The sequence below is a fragment of the Azospirillum formosense genome, assembly GCF_040500525.1.
Taxonomy (GTDB): domain Bacteria; phylum Pseudomonadota; class Alphaproteobacteria; order Azospirillales; family Azospirillaceae; genus Azospirillum; species Azospirillum formosense_A.
In genome coordinates this window covers 1,982,631-1,997,455 of sequence record NZ_CP159402.1, presented here as the reverse complement: position 1 = coordinate 1,997,455, position 14,825 = coordinate 1,982,631, and the positions used below count along the sequence as shown (strand labels likewise).

At 68.8% G+C, this 14,825-nt stretch carries 10 protein-coding genes; 5 read left to right on the top strand and 5 right to left on the bottom strand.

The window, feature by feature from the left end:
• Positions 1-5 precede the first annotated feature (5 nt).
• The 3 genes from ABVN73_RS09555 to ABVN73_RS09545 form a co-directional block, all read right to left on the bottom strand.
• The gene (locus tag ABVN73_RS09555; RefSeq protein ID WP_353857784.1) at positions 6-884 is read right to left on the bottom strand and encodes an EamA family transporter; all 879 of its coding nucleotides are present in this window, start codon (positions 882-884) and stop codon (positions 6-8) included.
• Positions 881-2,707, bottom strand: a complete 1,827-nt coding sequence (locus ABVN73_RS09550) for an ATP-binding cassette domain-containing protein (RefSeq protein ID WP_353857783.1) — start codon at positions 2,705-2,707, stop codon at positions 881-883. The genes ABVN73_RS09555 and ABVN73_RS09550 overlap by 4 nt, the downstream gene beginning before the upstream one ends.
• A 215-nt stretch (positions 2,708-2,922) precedes the next feature.
• Positions 2,923-3,660 (bottom strand): TerB family tellurite resistance protein, encoded by a 738-nt coding sequence (locus ABVN73_RS09545; RefSeq protein ID WP_353857782.1) that lies wholly within the window; start codon positions 3,658-3,660, stop codon positions 2,923-2,925.
• Between the two features lie 323 nt (positions 3,661-3,983).
• On the opposite strand from ABVN73_RS09545, the gene ABVN73_RS09540 reads away from it, so the two are divergent.
• The 3 genes from ABVN73_RS09540 (at position 3,984) to ABVN73_RS09530 (ending at position 10,654) form a co-directional block, all read left to right on the top strand.
• Entirely contained in the window at positions 3,984-4,541 is a 558-nt protein-coding gene (locus ABVN73_RS09540) for a GNAT family N-acetyltransferase (RefSeq protein WP_353857781.1), read from the top strand.
• A 771-nt stretch (positions 4,542-5,312) separates the two neighbouring features.
• Positions 5,313-8,921, top strand: coding sequence for a hydantoinase B/oxoprolinase family protein (locus ABVN73_RS09535; protein WP_353857780.1), 3,609 nt, complete (start codon positions 5,313-5,315; stop codon positions 8,919-8,921).
• 329 nt (positions 8,922-9,250) lie between these two features.
• Positions 9,251-10,654, top strand: coding sequence for an FAD-linked oxidase C-terminal domain-containing protein (locus ABVN73_RS09530; protein WP_353857779.1), 1,404 nt, complete (start codon positions 9,251-9,253; stop codon positions 10,652-10,654).
• 45 nt (positions 10,655-10,699) lie between these two features.
• Here the strand turns inward: ABVN73_RS09530 and ABVN73_RS09525 are convergent, their stop codons facing one another.
• Entirely contained in the window at positions 10,700-11,581 is an 882-nt protein-coding gene (locus ABVN73_RS09525; protein WP_353857778.1) for an NAD(P)-dependent oxidoreductase, read from the bottom strand.
• A 381-nt stretch (positions 11,582-11,962) separates the two neighbouring features.
• Between ABVN73_RS09525 and ABVN73_RS09520 the strand changes: the two genes are divergently transcribed.
• Both ABVN73_RS09520 and ABVN73_RS09515 read left to right on the top strand, forming a co-directional pair.
• On the top strand, positions 11,963-12,193 hold the full coding sequence (locus tag ABVN73_RS09520; protein WP_014241201.1) for a hypothetical protein: 231 nt from the start codon (positions 11,963-11,965) through the stop codon (positions 12,191-12,193).
• Positions 12,194-12,356: 163 nt separating this feature from the next.
• Entirely contained in the window at positions 12,357-12,545 is a 189-nt protein-coding gene (locus ABVN73_RS09515) for a hypothetical protein (protein WP_014241200.1), read from the top strand.
• Positions 12,546-12,584: 39 nt separating this feature from the next.
• Here the strand turns inward: ABVN73_RS09515 and ABVN73_RS09510 are convergent, their stop codons facing one another.
• A complete protein-coding gene (locus tag ABVN73_RS09510) occupies positions 12,585-14,675 on the bottom strand; it encodes an ATP-binding protein (protein ID WP_353857777.1) in 2,091 nt (696 codons plus the stop codon).
• Between the last annotated feature and the right edge of the window lie 150 nt (positions 14,676-14,825).

The following is a 14,825-nucleotide window of genomic DNA, read 5'->3' as shown; positions in this document are numbered from 1 at the left end:
TGTCCTCAGGTCGGATTCGTCACCTTCTCCGCCAGCGCCGTCGGGCGCCGCTTGACGATGACGGCCATGCCGCCCACGGTCAACAGCCCGCCCAGGACCAGCCGCAGCGTGAAGGGATCGTCCATCAGCAGAACGCCCGCCAGCACGCCGAAGACCGGCACGGTCAGCAGGAAGGGCATGGTCTGGTTGACCGAGTATTTGCGCAGCAGCGGGTACCACATCCCATAGGCGCCGATCGTCACGCCCACGGCCATGTAGGCGATGGCGCCCCAGCCCCAGAGGGTGGCGTCGGTGAGCGCGGCCATCTGCCCCTCCTCGAACAGGAAGGAGAGCAGAAGGAGCTGCGGGGCGGCGAACAGCGCCATCCAGCCGTTCAGCGCGAAGCCGTCCACCCCGACGATCATCTTCATCTGGATGCTGGCGACGGCGAAGGCGAAGCTGGCGCCGAGGATCATGAACAGCGGCACCAGCGATCCGGACAGCCGCGGCTCGCCCGCGATCACCGCGACGCCGGCGAAGGCCGCGGCCATGCCGATGGCCCGGCGCCAGCCCAGCTTGTCCTTGAAGATCAGGGCGGCCAGCAGGGAGGAGAAGGGCACCTGCGCCTGCGCGGCCAGCGAGGCGGTGGCCGCGTCGATGCCGTTCAGCCCGGTGAACATCAGCGGGAAATGCACGGTCCCCAGCGTCACCGACAGGATCGCGATGGGCCGCACCGCGCTCCAGGGGATGCGCTTGAAGGGCAGGATCAGCGCCGCCACGGCGATGAAGCGCAGCGCCATGATGAACAGCGGCGGAAACTCGGCCAGACCCCATTTGGCGACGACGAAGTTCAGGCCCCAGGTCGCCATGACCAGGAGCGCCAGCAGCGAGTCGCGCAGACTCATCCGCGGCCGCCTTCCAGCTCCTCGCGCAGGGCCTCCAGCTCCAGCCAGCGCTCCTCGGCGGCGGCCAGCTCATTTTGTTTCGCCTGCAACTGATCGGACGTCTTCTGGAACTTGGCGGCGTCGCGGGCGAACAAGTCGGGGTCGGCCAGCGCCGCTTCGAGCTTCGCCACCTCGGCGGTCAGCTTGTCCATGCGGGCGGGCAGGTCGTCCAGCTCGCGCTGGTCCTTGTAGCTCAGCTTGCCCTTCGGCTTGGCGGCCGCCGGGGCGGCGGCGGGCTTCGCCTTGGCCGGGGCGGCGGCCTTTTCCTTGGGCGGCGGGCGCTGCACCAGATAGTCGGAATAGCCGCCGGGATACTCGGCGATCACCCCGTCCCCCTCCACCGCGATGGTGCTGGTGACCAGCCGGTCGAGGAAGTCGCGGTCGTGGCTGACCAGCAGCAGCGTGCCCTGATAGTCGCCGAGCACGTCCTCCAGCAGGTCCAGCGTGTCCATGTCGAGGTCGTTGGTCGGCTCGTCGAGGATCATCATGTTGCTGGGCCGCGCGAACAGCCGGGCGAGCAGCAGCCGGTTGCGCTCGCCGCCCGACAGCGCCTTGACCGGGCTGTCGAGCTGGCGCGTGTCGAACAGGAAGTCGCGCATGTAGCCGGCGACGTGGCGCGGCTGGCCGTTGACCATCACGCTGTCGCCGCCGAAGGGGCACAGCACCTTGCGGATGGTGTCCTCGGGGTCCAGCCCTTCGCGTCGCTGGTCGAAATAGGCGGTTTCCATGTTGGTGCCCAGCCGGATCGTGCCGCTGTCGGGCTCCATCTGGCCGGTCAGCATCTTCAGCAGCGTGGTCTTGCCGGCGCCGTTCGGCCCGATCAGCCCGACCCGGTCGCCGCGCAGGATGCGGGTGGAGAAGTCGTTGACGATGGTCTTGCGGCCGTCCGCCGTGTCGAAGCCCTTCGAGATGCGATCCGCCTCGATGACCAGACGGCCGCCGCGCTCGGCCTCGGCGACGGCGAGCTTGGCCTGCTGGCCGCCCTTGATGCGCTCGGCGCGGTCGGTGCGGAGCTGGAGCAGGGCGCGCACGCGGCCCATGTTGCGGGTGCGCCGGGCCGAGATGCCCTCGCGCAGCCACTTCATCTCGCCTTCGATCTTGCGGTCGAGCTTCTGGGCGGCGATCTCCTCCGACTCGAAGACCTCGGCCTGCCAGGTCTCGAACTCGGCGAAGCCGCGGTCGGTGGCGCGCACCGTGCCGCGGTCCAGCCACAGCGTGCGCTTGGCCAGCCGGTTCAGGAAGCTGCGGTCGTGCGAGATCAGCAGCAGGCCGCCGCGGTAGGCCAGCAGCTCCTCCTCCAGCCACTCGATGGTGGGGAGGTCGAGGTGGTTGGTCGGCTCGTCCAGCAGCATCACGTCGGGGGCGCCGACCAGCGTGCGGGCCAGCGCCGTGCGCCGCGCCTCGCCGCCCGACAGCGTGCTGGGGTCGAGATGGCCCGGCACCTGGAGCCGGTCCAGCACGGCGTCCACCCGGTGCGCCTCGTCCCGCTCGTCGGCGGGCAGGCCGGCGGCGACGTAGTCGTGGACGGTGGCGCAGCCGGTGAAGTCCGGCTCCTGCGGCAGATAGGCGATGCGGGCGCCGGGCTGGGTGAAGACGGTGCCGCCGTCCGGCTGGATCATGCCGGCCAGGACCTTCATCAGCGTCGATTTGCCGGACCCGTTCCGCCCGACCAGGCAGGCCTTGTCGCCCCGCCCGATGGACAGGTCAATCGTTTCGAACAGCGGACGGCCACCGAAGGTGACGGACACGCCCTGGAGCGCGGTGATCGGAGCGGGAGGAGCCATGACCCAACGATACGGTGTGCGGAGGTGTGCTTATATAGCGTGCGGTCCGCAGGCCCGCGACACCCGATTGCGCCGGGGCGGGGATGCGTCGGGAGGGACGAAGGCGTGGTTCCGTCGGGCCCCCACCCGAACCCTCCCCCCGCTTCGCAGGGGACGGAATGGCTCCTCCCCCTGCGAAGCGGGGGGAGATGGGGAGGGGGCGACGAAACCACCTCTCACCCGCGCCCGCGCTCCTTCTCGATCCGGTCGAAGGCGGCGTTGATGGCGGCGACCTTCTGCGTCGCCAGATCCACGAACTCCTGGGGCATGCCCTGGGCGATCAGCACGTCCGGGTGATGCTCGCGCACCAGACGGCGGTGCGCGGCCTTGATCGCCTCGTCGCTGGCCCGGCGGGAGACGCCGAGCACGCCGTAGGGATCGGTCTCGTTGGGCGTGCCGGCGATGTGGTGGCCGGCGACGATGCGCTCGAACTCCTCGTCGGTGAAGCCGAAAATGTGGGCGACCGTGCGCAGATACTCGACTTCGGTCTCGTGCAGCTCGTCGTCGGCCTCGGCGATGGCCAGCAGGCTGTCGAGCAGTTCCTCCAAGACGGCGCGGCGGTCCTCGAACAGGCCGGCAATCTGCTGGGCGTATTCCTCGAAGCCGTGGGTGTCCTTGCGGGCGAGGTCGAAGACGTGGCCCACCGTGTCCAGCTCCTCCGGCGGGACGCGGAACAGGCGCTTGAAGGTGTCCACCTCCACCCGCTTCACCACGCCGTCGGCGCGGGCCATCTTCGCCGACAGGGCGATCACGCCGATGGTAAAGGCGATGGACTTGGTGGCGTCCGCCGGGCCGCACAGGCCGCGAATGCCGCGCCCCACGGCGTAGCCGGCGGCCAAGCCGATCAGGCCCCCGATCGGGCCGCCGATGGTGAAACCGGCCGCCCCGCCCAGGACGCTGCCCCAGATGCTCATTTTTATCCGCCTTTCGCCCGAGGGAGCAGCATACCGGCAGTCCGGCACCGCGCCAACCGGCCCCATACTTTTTCGTTGATTACCAGCATCTTCGCGCTCCGCGCCCTTTTCATCCGTTGGAGGTTTGGGATTTTCCGGCGGGGCGGGATGTTGCTGCGCTGCAACAGAGTTGTGCCGTCGTTGCCAGGGGGGCTTGCCCTTGGTTCCCGTCTTCTCCATGTTGCGCCGCAACAAAAGAGGACGGCCGATCCGGGCCGCCGATGGGGAAGCGGACGACGCGAAGCGGTGCGATGTCCCGAATCACCAGCGCCACGAGTCCCCCCATGTCCGCCATCCGCAAGCTTCTCCCCACCGAGCGCGGCCAATACCGCGCGCATCTGCTGGGGCTGGACAAGGCGGACCGCTACGCCCGCTTCACCGGCACCGTCTCCGACGACGTCATTATCAAGCATTGCGAGTCGCTCGACTGGACGCGGACCACGCTGCTCGGCCTGTTCGACCGCGGCGAACTGCGCGGCGCGGTGGAGCTGTGCTTCGACCGGCTGCTGTGGCCGGGTGCCGCGGAACTGGCGATCAGCGTCGAGACGGGGTTTCAGGGGCGGGGCGTCGGCTCCACCCTGGTCCGCCGCTCGCTGTCCATCGCAGCCAACCGGGGCATCCGGCAGGTCCACCTGATGTGCCTGTCCGACAACACCCGCATGCGCGCCCTGTCGCGCCGCTTCGGCGGAACGATGGAGCGCGACGGCGGGGAGTTCGCCATCACCTTCGATCTGCCGCGGCCCTCCCAGGTTTCGCTGGCGCTGGAGGCGTTCGAGGATGGGGCGGGGGCTGTGAACGCCGTGCTGGACAGCCTTCCGGCCGTTCTGAAGGTTGCCGCTTAGGTTGGCTCTGTAATCAGGCGGGATTCGTGAATAGCTCTGAATATTTGAACATTATTTCGTGTTGCACCAATAATAATGGCCACGATATGGCGTTATTATACATTCTCGAATAATGTCCCTTCTAATATCATCCACCTCGTGGAGGGGTTTCGATAATTCGTCACTTTCATCGTATATAAGGATTGTTGCATAACCCGCAAAGCCGTCCCATGAAAACGTGACCAAGCGTTTCCCATTGTTTGGAAGCTTTGCGATCTCCAATTCATAACTGGGTAGGTTCGCTTGAAATCGGACCGATTGGCCGAGTAGAACCAGTGAACCGCCAACGGTTTGTGGGAATATGAATATTCCTGCAATGAACAGTGGGAGGAGGCCTAAGGAAACCGCCCTACGCCATTGGCATTTTAAAGCGTATGTAATGGAAAATACTGATGAATATACAGTAGTAAAGAATAACGGTAAGACAAAAATCGCAATAAAGATGAGAGAAAAAGACGAGGCCCCGACCGCTATGGCGAGGGCGGCGGTGAGAGCTGCTGCGAAAACCGGCCATAAGACGAATTCATCAATCTCATGTTCTTTTAACGAGGATGGCGCGGTCATCTGAGCAGGCCTCTGCTACGGTGCAGCGTGTCGTGTATCGCATGATTGCATGTCTTGAGACAAGTTCTCGTCGCTTCGTTGCGCCTCTCCGCATTTGCACTCCCCGGCTTGACCTGCGGCGGCGTATCGTCACACTCCCCGGAAATCGGAAACATCAGGGAGTGGGGTATGGCGTCCCAAGCGCAGGGCCGGTGGCAGTTCTGGATCGACCGCGGCGGCACCTTCACCGACATCGTGGCCAAACGCCCGGACGGGTCGGTGATCACGCACAAGCTGCTGTCGGAGAATCCGGAACGCTACCGCGACGCCGCCATCCAGGGCATCCGCGACCTGCTGGGCCTCGCCGCCGGTCAGCCGATCCCGGCGGAGGCGGTGGAGGCGGTGAAGATGGGCACCACCGTCGCCACCAACGCGCTTCTGGAGCGCAAGGGCGAGCGCACGCTGCTGCTGATTACCGAGGGGTTGGGCGACCAGCTCCGCATCGGCTACCAGGCCCGCCCGAAGATCTTCGCCCGCCACATCGTGCTGCCCGAGCTGCTGTACGAGCGGGTGGCCGAGGTGCCGGAGCGGGTCAAGGCCGACGGCACGGTGCTGAAGGCCGTGGACCTGCGCGCCGTGCGGGTCCAGCTGGAGCAGGCCTACCAGGACGGTTTCCGCGCCGCCGCGGTGGTGCTGATGCACGGCTACCGCTTTCCGGACCATGAGAAGCAGGTGGCGGCGCTGGCCCGCTCCATCGGCTTCACCCAGGTGTCGGTCAGCCATCAGGTCAGCCCGCTGATGAAGATCGTCGGGCGCGGCGACACCACGGTGGTGGACGCCTACCTGTCGCCGATCCTGCGCCGCTATGTGGAGCAGGTGGCCGGGGACCTCTCCGGCGTGCGGCTGATGTTCATGCAGTCGAACGGCGGGCTGACCGACGCGCGCTGGTTCCAGGGCAAGGACGCCATCCTCTCCGGCCCGGCGGGCGGCATCGTCGGGGCGGTGCGCACCGCGCGCATGGCCGGCTTCGACCGGGTCATCGGCTTCGACATGGGCGGCACCTCCACCGACGTGTCGCACTACGCCGGCGAGTATGAGCGCGCCTTCGACACGGTGGTGGCCGGGGTGCGGATGCGCGCCCCGATGATGCACATCCACACCGTGGCGGCGGGCGGCGGCTCCGTCTGCTTCTTCGACGGGGCGCGCTTCCGCGTCGGGCCGGAGAGCGCCGGGGCCAACCCCGGCCCGGCCTGCTACCGGCGCGGCGGGCCGCTGACCGTGACCGACTGCAACGTGATGGTCGGCAAGCTGCACCCCGACTTCTTCCCCCACGTCTTCGGGCCGGAGGCCGACCAGCCGCTCGACGCCGCCATCGTGCGCGAGAAGTTCGCCGAGCTGGCCGAGGAGGTGAACGCGGCGCTGGGCACCGAGATGACCCCGCATCAGGTGGCCGAGGGTTTCCTGAAGATCGCCGTGGACAACATGGCGAACGCCATCAAGAAGATCTCGGTGCAGCGCGGCTACGACGTCACCCAATACACGCTGAACGGCTTCGGCGGGGCGGCGGGGCAGCATGTCTGTCTGGTCGCCGACGCGCTGGGCATGCGAAAGGTCTTCCTGCACCCGCACGCCGGCGTGCTGTCCGCCTACGGCATCGGCCTCGCCGACACGGTGGCGATCCGCGAGCGCGCGGTGGAGGCCCGGCTCGACGACGCGCTGGTGGACGAGCTGACCGCCACGCTCGCCGCGCTGGAGGCCGAGGGGCGCATGGAGCTGGCCCGCCAGGGCGTGCCGGAGGACCGGCTGGCCGTCCTGCGCAAGGCGCACATCAAGGTCGAGGGCTCCGACAGCCCGCTGATCGTCGATTTCGGGCCGCTCGACGCCATGGCCGAGGCCTTCGAGGCGGCGCACCGCCAGCGCTACGGCTTCATGATGGAGGGCAAGGCCCTGGTGGTCGAGGCCGTGTCGGTGGAGGCGGTGGGCCGCACCGAGAGCGCCGACGACCAGGATCTGCCCGGCGTCACCGGCGCGCTGCCGCGCCGCCTCGCCACCGTCACCCTGCACACCGGCGGCGCCGACCGCGAGGCGCCGGTCTACGACCGCGACCAGCTCCAGCCCGGCAACCGCGTGACCGGCCCCGCCGTCATCCGGGAGAAGATCGCCACCACGGTGGTCGAGCCCGGCTGGATCGCCGAGGTGACCCGCAAGAACCACCTCGTGCTCACCCGCTTCGAGGAGCTGCCGCAGCGCCTCGCCATCGGCACCAGGGCCGACCCGGTGATGCTGGAGGTCTTCAACAACCTCTTCATGTCCATCGCCGAGCAGATGGGCTTCACCCTGGAGAAGACCGCCTATTCGGTGAACATCAAGGAGCGTCTGGACTTCTCCTGCGCCCTGTTCGACGCGGACGGCGGGCTGATCGCCAACGCCCCGCACATGCCGGTGCATCTCGGCTCCATGGGCGAGAGCGTGCGCGCCATCGTCGAGCGGCGCCACGGCGCGATGAACCCCGGCGATGTCTACATGCTGAACGACCCCTACCACGGGGGCACGCATCTGCCGGACATCACCGTCATCACCCCGGTCTTCGACGAGGCTGGCGAGCGCGTGCTGTTCTACGTCGCCTCGCGCGGGCACCACGCCGACGTCGGCGGGATCACCCCCGGCTCGATGCCGCCGGACAGCACGACCATCGACCAGGAGGGCGTCCTCCTCGACAACATCCAGCTCGTCGAGCGGGGCCGCTTCCTGGAGGAGGAGGTCGTCGCCCTCTTCACCGCCGGGCCGCAGCCGGCGCGCAACGTGGCGCAGAACCTGGGCGACCTGAAGGCCCAGATCGCCGCCAACGAGCAGGGCGCGCGCGAGCTTCGCCGCATCGTCGCCCAGTTCGGGCTGGAGACGGTCAACGCCTACATGAAGCTGGTCCAGGACAACGCCGAGGAGCAGGTCCGCCGCGTCATCGACGTGCTGACCGACGGCGAGTTCGTGCAGGAGCTGGACAACGGCGCGGTCATCAAGGTCCGCATCACCATCGACAAGGACGAGCGGTCGGCGCGGGTGGATTTCACCGGCACCAGCCCGCAGCTCACCAGCAACTTCAACGCCCCGACGGCGGTGTGCCGGGCGGCGGTGCTCTACGTCTTCCGCACGCTGGTGGACGACGAGATCCCGATGAACGAGGGCTGCCTGAAGCCCATCGAGATCGTCATCCCGCCGGGCACCATGCTGTCGCCCAGCTACCCCGCCGCGGTGGTCGCCGGCAACGTGGAGACCAGCCAGTGCGTCACCGACGCGCTGTACGGCGCGCTCGGCGTGCTGGCCTCGGCCCAGGGGACGATGAACAACACGACCTTCGGCAACGAGCGCTACCAGTATTACGAGACGGTCTGCGGCGGCTCCGGCGCCGGCCCCGGCTTCGACGGGACGGACGCGGTGCACACCCACATGACCAACTCGCGCCTGACCGACCCGGAGGTGCTGGAGTGGCGCTTCCCGGTGCTGCTGGACAGCTTCCGCATCCGCCGCGAATCGGGCGGGGCGGGGCGCTGGCGCGGCGGCGACGGGGTGGTGCGGCGCCTGAAGTTCCTGGAGCCGATGACCGCCGCCATCCTGTCCAACCACCGCCGGGTTCCGCCCTTCGGCCTGAAGGGCGGCGCCCCCGGCCAGATCGGGCGCACCTGGGTCCAGCGCACCGACGGCTCGGTCGAGGAACTCGGGCCCCAGGACAAGACCGCCATGGGGGAGGGCGACGTGCTGGTCGTCGAGACTCCGGGCGGTGGCGGTTACGAGGAGATGTGAGAGGGGAATCCCTCCCCCGCCCCGGGGGAGGGAAGGGGCCCGCGCAACGCGCGGGAAGGGTGAGGGTACAGGCAAGGATCGGTGTTTGATCCTCGAACGACCCTCACCCGGCGCCTTCGGCGCCACCCTCTCCCGGGGCTTTCGGCGGCCAAAGGCCGCCTGACGCCGTCAGCGCCCGCATGCGGGCGCGAGAGGCGGGAGAGGGACTTAAGCGCATGCCCCCCACCCATGCGCGCGAGTCGCTTGTCTGCGCAGGCGGCGGGGCTTAGCTTCTCCGGTCCTACCACCGCACGGCTTCGTGCCAAAAGGACCCCCGGGGAGATTCGTCCATGACCGCCGTACCCGCCGCCCAGCCTCGCGTCGCCTTCACCGACGAGATGAAGGCCGAGTTCAAGGCCCTGCTTGGGGACCGCTTCACCACCGCCGCGGCGGTGCGCGAGCATCACGGCAAGGACGAGTCCTACCACCCCAATTTCCCGCCCGACGGCGTCGCCTTCGCCGCCTCCACCGAGGAGGTCAGCGCCATCGTCAAGCTCTGCGCGAAGCACAAGCTGCCGATCATTCCCTTCGGCACCGGCACCTCGCTGGAGGGTGGCGTCGCGGCGCTGGCCGGCGGCATCTGCATCGACGTGTCGACCATGAAGGAGGTTCTGCGCGTCAGCCCGGAGGACCTCGACGTCACCGTCCAGGCCGGCGTGACCCGCAAGCAGCTCAACGAGCATCTGCGCGACACCGGCCTGTTCTTCCCCATCGATCCCGGCGCCGACGCCTCGCTGGGCGGCATGGCCTCCACCCGCGCCAGCGGCACCAACGCCGTGCGCTACGGCACCATGCGCGAGAACGTGCTGGGGCTGACCGTGGTGCTGGCCGACGGCCGGATCATCAAGACCGGCGGGCGCGCCCGCAAGTCCGCCGCCGGCTATGACCTGACCCGCCTGTTCGTCGGGGCGGAGGGCACGCTCGGCATCATCACCGAGGTGACGCTGCGCCTCTACGGCATCCCTGAGGCGATTTCGGCGGCGGTCTGCCCGTTCAACGACATCCGCGGCGCCGTGGACACGGTGATCCAGACCATCCAGTCCGGCATCCCCGTCGCCCGCATCGAGCTGCTGGACGAGGTCCAGATGGACGCGGTGAACAAGTATTCCAAGCTGGACTACAAGGTCGCCCCGACCCTGTTCTTCGAGTTCCACGGCACCGCCGCCGGGGTGAAGGAGCAGGCGGAGATGGTCTCGGCCATCGCCGCGGAGAATGGCGGCACCGAGTTCACCTGGGCGACCCGTCCGGAGGACCGCTCCAAGCTCTGGCAGGCCCGTCACGACGGCTATTACGCGGCGCTGGCGCTGCGTCCCGGCTCCAAGGGCTGGCCGACCGACGTCTGCGTGCCGATCTCGCGGCTGGCCGACTGCATCCTGGAGACCAAGAAGGACATCGCCGAATCCTCGATGCTGGCCCCGCTGGTCGGCCATGTCGGCGACGGCAACTTCCACCTCGTCTACGTCATCGATCCCGACAAGCCCGAGGAGCTGGCCGAGGCCAAGCGCCTGAACGACCGCATGGTCGACCGGGCGCTGGCCATGGGCGGCACCTGCACCGGCGAGCATGGCATCGGCTACGGCAAGATGGAGTTCCTGGAGAAGGAGGCTGGCGACGCCTTCGCCGTGATGGGCGAGCTGAAGCGCGCCTTCGACCCGGACAACCGGATGAACCCCGGCAAGGTCGTCCGCATCTGAGGACGGTGAAGGGGGAGCGCCGCGGCGCTCCCCATTGCGTTCCGCTCAGCGCGTCAGGCGCGTCATCAGGCTGGAGGTGTCCAGCCGGTTGCCGCCCATCCCCTGCACCTCGGCGTAGAACTGGTCCACCAGGGCGGTGACGGGCAGGCTGGCGCCGTTGTTGCGGGCCTCGTCCAGGACGATGCCCAGGTCCTTGCGCATCCAGTCCACGGCGAAGCCGAAGTCGAACTTGCCGTCCAGCATCGTCTTGGCGCGGTTGTCCATCTGCCAGGACTGGGCGGCCCCCTTCCCGATCACGTCCACGACCTTGTGGCCGTCCAGCCCGGCCTTCTGCGCGAAGGCCATGCCCTCGGCCAGCCCCTGCAGAAGGCCGGCGATGCAGATCTGGTTGACCATCTTGGTCAGCTGGCCGGCGCCCGCCGGCCCCATGTGGGTGACGGAGCGGCCGTAGCAGGCCATCAGCGGCTGGGCGCGGGCGAAGGCGTCGCCGTCGCCGCCCACCATCACCGTCAGCACGCCGTTCTCCGCCCCGGCCTGCCCGCCGGACACCGGCGCGTCGAGGAAGAACAGGCCGCGCGCGCGGGCCAGCTCGGCCATCTCGCGCGAGACGGCGGCGGACACGGTGGAATGGTCGGCGACGATGGTGCCGGGCTTCATGGCGGTCATCGCCTCGCCGGCCACCGCCCGCACGTCGTCGTCGCCGCCGACGCAGAGAAAGACCACCTCGGCGTCGCGGGCGGCCTCGGCCGCGGTGGCGGCGCGGGTTCCACCGAAGCGGGCGGTCCAGGCCTCGGCCTTGGCGGCGGTGCGGTTGAAGACGGTCACCCGGTGGCCGCCCCGGACGGCCAGGTGGCCGGCCATGGGAAAGCCCATGGTGCCAAGCCCCAGAAAGGCGACGGAGCGGGAATCGGTCGCGGTGTCGGCCATGGTCCTGTCTTTCTCTGCTGTATCGGCTGCGGATCGTTTCTTGTCGGCGATCGCCTTCGGTCGGCGTCTGCCCTTGAACCGCCAAGCTAGGCCGGGAGCGCGTCCCGATCAAACGCCGTCCGTCGAGCGCAGCGCGATTGAAGAGCGCGGCGCCCCTTCCCCCGTCCGGCATCACCGGGCGGCGGCATTCTGCCGCGGGAGGCATGACTCTTTCGAACGAGGTTGTCTTGCCGCGCCCTTGCTACCGGCGCGTGATGTGTTAAGACGTTGATGTCGGGTTTGCAGCGCAGTACTCGGCCATGCCGGCGCAACGGCGCCGGTGAACCAGGGCAGAGCCGGGGCCGCAAGACCCGGGCCGGAGAACAAGGGAAGGATAGCCGCATGACGAATCAGTCGGGTTTCCAGGATGCGCCGCCGGACGAGCGTTCGAACCTCACGGACGAGCAGGAGAGCGCCATCCGCGTCCTCGCCAACAGCCTGCACCGCCTGAACGACGCCGTCGTCAAGGCCGTGGAGGCCGGCGTGACGGTCGAGCTGATGCGCACCGCCCGCTATCACAACGCGACGGGCAACTGGGGCGACCAGCTCACCCCGATGATCCGCACCAAGTAAGCGGCTCATCCCGATCGACCGGAAGGCCTCCCGTCCGAAAGGGCTGGGGGCCTTTTCCTTTTTGGCGGTGCCTCTCCCGTCCCATCATTGTTCCCGTTGCGGTGCGGAACCGCGGCGCCCTTCGCCGGTTCCTTCCCATTTGGGCCCCAACGAGGATACGGCCATGAAGGACGCTCAGAACCACACCCCGCAGCGTCAGGGGCAGCGTCAGGGCATGAACGACCGCGAAGCGTTCTGGCGGATGCACTGCCTTTCGGAGCCGACCTTCACCGACCTCACCCACGGCATCTTCCTGGGCCTGATCTGGTCGGCGGTGCTGTGGGCGCCGATGTTCATCAGCGTCCTGCTCTGATCCGTCCGGTCCGTTGGTCCTGGGTCGGCCGGTCTTCGGTCAGGCGGTCTTCACGGTTCGCAGCAGGGCGCGGACGCGGGCGGCGAGCTGGTCGGGGGTGAAGGGCTTGGGCAGGACGGCGGCGTCGGCCTTGAGCCCGCTCAGCGATTCGGGGCTGTAGCCTGAGATCAGCAGAACCCGGATGCCGGGCCAGCGCTCCTGGACCCGCCGCGCCAGATCGATTCCCGACACGCCGTAGGGCATCACCACGTCGGTCACGATCACGTCGAAGGCGGCGTCCTGCTCCAGGATCTCCAGAGCGGCGGCGCCGTGGTCGGCGGTGACCACCTCGAAGCCCTCCTGGGTCAGCCCCTCCACGGTGGCCATCAGGACCAGCGCGTTGTCCTCGACCACCAGCAGGCGCACGGGACCGCCCGGCGCCGCTTCCGCGGCGTCCACCGCCGTCTCCGGTTCGGGCGCCCGGCCGGACACCGGCAGGGTGACGCGGACGACCGTGCCGCGGCGCGGCGCGCTGGAGATGGTGGCGTTGCCGCCCGACTGCCGGGCGAAGCCGTAGACCATCGACAGGCCCAGCCCCGTCCCCTTGCCGTGCGGCTTGGTGGTGAAGAAGGGCTCGAAGGCGCGGGCGGCGACCTCCGGCGGCATGCCGTCGCCGGTGTCGGTGATCTCGAGAACGGCCAGCGGGCCTTCGGGCGTCTCCTCCTGCCGGGCGGCGATGCGGATGCGGCCGCCCTCCGGCATCGCGTCGCGGGCGTTCACCACGAGATTCAACACCGCCAGCTCAAGCTGGACCGGGTCCACCTCGACCCGCAGCGGGGCGCTGGGAAGGGCCCAATCCAGGGCGATCTCGGCACGGATGGAGCGTTCCAGCAGATCGGCCATGACCCGCAGCGCATCCCCCAGATCGACCACCTTGGGGTCCACCGCCTCCTGGCGCGAGAAGGCGAGGAGCTGCCCGGTCAGCGTCCGGGCGCGCTCCAGCGCGGCGCGGGTTCCGTCCAGATAGCGTTCCCCCTCCGCCGGCAGGTGCCGCTCCATCAGATGCAGGTTGGCCAGGGCGGCGGTCAGCAGGTTGTTGAAATCGTGGGCGACGCCCCCGGTGAGCTGGCCCAGCGCCTCCAGCTTCTGCGACTGGCGCAGCGCGTTCTCCAGGGACTCGCGGGCACGGGCCTCCTCGGTCCAGTGGCGGACCGCCCGGACCTCGCTCTGCGCGCGGCGCAGCGCCAGCAGGGTGATGCCGACCAGGGCCAGCATCGCCGGCACGGTGAAGGCGGCGTGGAGCAGGACCTTGCGCATCCAAACGGCCCGGATGTCGGCGATCGGGATGCCGTAGGTGACGTAGAGCGGGTAGGGCGCGACGTGCATGAAGCCGTTGAGCCTCGGCACGCCGTCCAGGCGGCCCCGGGTGCGGAACACCCCCTCGGTCTGCCCGCTCGCCATGGCGCCGAGCAGGATGCTGTCGGTGGCGTGACGGGATTGGCGGTCGCCCATCGAGGGAAAGCGGACCAGGACCGAGCCGTCGTGGCGGACGAGGGAGATCGCCTCCTTCGGGCCGGAGACGACGAGCTGATAGAAATCGGCCAGGTAATCGGTCAGCACCGCGGTCAGCAGCACGCCGTTGAACGGCCCTTCCGGTCCGCCCGCGGCGGCGCGGCGGCGCGTGACGTTGAACTGCCGCTTGCCCGATCCGCGCCCGGTGATCGCCTCGCTGACCAGGATGCCGGCGTCACCGGCCGCCTGGATTCGGAAATACTCGCGGTCGCCGACGTTGATCGACGGAGCCGGGAACAGGCGGTTGTCGTTGCGCAGCGTGCCGTTCGGGTCGACCAGCCCGACGACGCCGATCTGCGGGACCTCCTCGACCAGCGTCCTCAGATAGCCGTGCAGATCGTCGGAACGCCCGATCTCGTCCCAGCTCATGCCGGCGGTCCGCTCGTCCAGCCGGTCCAGGACCTGCTCGACCGTGTCGAAGACCTTCTGCATGTGCTCGTGCAGGATCAGCACGGTCTTGCGGATGTTGCGCTCGGCCTGCACTTCCTCCTCGTGAAAGCCGCGCCAGGCGATGGCGGCGAGCAGCAGGGTCGGCACCAGAACGGAGGCCACCAGCAGGATGCGGAGAAGGCGCACCATGCTTGCCGATTCGTTTGCCAGGGCGTCGAGGTGGCGGAGGGGCATGGGCTGCGGGAATGACGACCGAGTGGGGGAGCGGCGGGAGGCGATGGGGCGGAGAGCAAGGCGCGGGCCATCGTGGGGACGAAGCTATGCCGCTCCACGGCATTC